This is a genomic window from Paenibacillus sp. 01L418 (assembly GCF_056400045.1).
In genome coordinates this window covers 1-2,812 of the sequence record NZ_JBFTSN010000629.1, presented here as the reverse complement: position 1 = coordinate 2,812, position 2,812 = coordinate 1, and the positions used below count along the sequence as shown (strand labels likewise).

At 50.2% G+C, this 2,812-nt stretch carries 2 protein-coding genes; both read right to left on the bottom strand.

The features are described 5' to 3' along the window. Positions 1-195: 195 nt before the first annotated feature. A complete protein-coding gene (locus AC1DSE_RS33850) occupies positions 196-657 on the bottom strand; it encodes a GNAT family N-acetyltransferase (RefSeq protein ID WP_477512284.1) in 462 nt (153 codons plus the stop codon). A gap of 134 nt (positions 658-791) precedes the next feature. Beyond that, the coding region (locus AC1DSE_RS33845) for a GMC family oxidoreductase (protein WP_477528969.1) at positions 792-2,812 on the bottom strand (2,021 nt) is incomplete at its 5' end.

The window sequence follows — 2,812 nt, the reverse complement described above, 5'->3', positions numbered from 1 at the left end:
GTTGTAATCCTAATACTTGCTTAATCATGGTTAGTGCTCCTTTTCGATTGGGGTGCTGAACCCCCGCTATCAATCTTTTTAAGTACTAACCCATCTTAGCGGATGTGGACGAATACGAATAGAGAAATCTGATTATTTTCTGATCGAGCAAAAAAAGAAGAGCAGGCTATCGCAGCTCCTGCTCTTATTATAAAATTAAAAATGCTTTTCCATCGCTTCATCGCAGCGAAAGAAGCCATTTTTGGAGTAAAATTGTACACTATTGCTGCTCGGCCAAACCAAAAGGAACTCGACTTTATTTTCTTTTGACCAATGCTCCATGGCCAATTGAATGTCGCTGCCGATTCCTTGATTTCTAAATGCAGGTCGCGTATATACGTTGGTCACGTATCCATAATAAGGGTCCGGGGATTTACCGGGTCTCGGTACTTTATGAATGAGTTGAAGATACATATGTGACACTATGCTTCCTGAGTCTTCTGCTACCCAAATATACCAGTCTCCGCTTTTCATTGCTTTAACTAAGAATTCATAACAAGTCTGATGGAACTCCTCGTAGTTTAGTGTACTATCGCTGTTCTCCTCTTCCGAGAACTCCCAGCGCATTCGAACAAGTTCATCGATATCTTCCAGAGTAGCAAGGCGTATAATGGACATGATTACCTCCCTTTTTTGAACTGCACAGATGCAGTTCTTCCCTTACGCTTCTCTAATAGAAAGATGACCATCCGAGGGTTTAGCGAGTCTTTTTATGATTCAGTTTTTTGTTACTATGCTTCTATAATTTTTCGCTACCCTTGTTTCACGAGGTTCTCTGCAGTACGGAAAGCTAAAGCCATGATCGTCAACACCGGGTTAACACCGCCATTGGTCACGTGAACAGATCCGTCGCTCACCCAGAGATTGTCGTATCCATGTACACGACCTAAGGGATCAGTCACGGAAGTAGAAGGGTCATTGCCCATGCGAAGTGTACCTGCCTGATGCTGTCCGGCGCTAAGCCCGCCACCTGCCCGAGTTTGCCAAACTTCACTTGCCCCAGCAGCCCAGAGCCACTTCTCTGCTTGCTCTCCCAGCATGGCTGAAGCTCGCAGCGACTCAGGATGGACGCTACCCGAGAGCTGAGCAACAGGTATGCCAAAGCGATCCTTTACCGCATTCGATAGCCGCACTCGGGATTCCGCGCTCGGGATCTCTTGGATCGGCCCCTGAATTTGGCTGGTGCGCAAGAAGCTCTGCCGCATGGTTTCCTTGCCTGCGCTCCCCCATCGTGCCGCATTCGGGGCAAGTGCTCGATACCAGTGAATAAGCGGCAACCGAGTGAACTCGTTGGCAAGCAGCCCTCCCCCGATAATGCCCTCGTTACTATGGTCAAAGCGGAAAGTGGCAATGCTCACTCCCGGACCAAGACCGTCTTGAATCGGTTCATCAAAGAGGCCGTATGCACCAGAGTAGACGTGCCCTTGAAGGTTTCTTCCTACTTGTCCGCTCCGATTGCCGATTCCATCCGGTTCTGATTCCGTTGCCGAGTTGAGTAGGAGGCGTGCGCTTTCGATAGCTCCGGCAGCAACTACAACATGCCCCGCACGTATTATCCGTCGCTGGATTGAGCCCTCCAATTGCTGCACGAGACGAACCCCGGTAGCATGTTTTCCACCCTCGGTTTCAATGCGCTCCACAGTGGTATCACAGATCAGGTCGCAGTTACCAGTTGCGATTGCCCTCACTAACATCGTATTATGCCCGCCATTCTTGCTATTGGTCGGGCAGGCAAATCCAACACACTGTCCGCACCGGCCGCAAGCTGGCCGACCATCCCTATCAACGGAGTTGATGAGCAGCGGCACCGGACCCGCTTCCCATCCCAACTTTTCTGCTGCTCTTGCTAGACGTTCTGCCTCCAGCGTACGTGACAGCGCTGGCATTGGATAATCCTGTCGTCGCTTCCCGCGTCCAGAATGGGCATTCCCATCACCAGAGACGCCAACTTCCCACTCCGCCTGCATGTAATACGGTTCAAGTTCTTCATAGCTAATCGGCCAATCGCTCAGCGAGCTCCCATCTGGTATTCCATAGCGACTCGCCATGCGGAAGTCATCTGGATGAAATCGCCATGCCTGCGCTCCGTAAACCCGTGTCCCTCCACCCAGCGTCATTGCATTATTATGATAGTCCCCATCAATAGGCGACGTAATTCGCTCATCTCCGCCCGCCAATAGAATCGTACGAGGGCTGCCTTCCATTCCTGGTCCTGTGTTATGACCATATTTGCTAAAGCGATGGTTGCGCAAATGATCACTGCCTACCTGACTGTAACGAAGCCAGCTTCCACGCTCAATAACGAGAATTTGAAGCCCTGATTCAGCTAATACAGCCGCCGCTACTGAGCCGCCAGCGCCAGCACCTATGATGACCACATCATAATTCTCCCGAAGCTGATCGAAGTTTTTTTGCGGTAAATCTATTTCTGGGGCCGTGTCAATGCTTTCGGGGACAGTCCCCGGACGAAACCCGATCATTTCCCATGATCTGCCTTCACTATTCCCGCCAAGCTCCGGGCTTCCATAGTATCCTTCAACGACCAGACACAATAAAGTGTCAAAGAAACGTTTGGATGAAACAGGCCAGCCGCCAAAAGAATCATGCTCAACGTCGCGCAACAATCGATCCTTCTCATGAGGCGATAGTTCCGAAAAAGGTTGGTCATGGAGAGCTAATGCCTCTGCTTCCAATGCACGAAGTCCTGGTTCTATTAGATCCGTCCAGGCAGCGGTATCCTGAGCAGCAATACGTTTCAGGTATTCTATAACTC

Excerpts from the sequence above, each read along its gene's own strand:
- AC1DSE_RS33850 (WP_477512284.1), bottom strand. The coding sequence starts at position 657 with ATGTCCATTATACGCCTTGCTACTCTGGAAGATATCGATGAACTTGTT.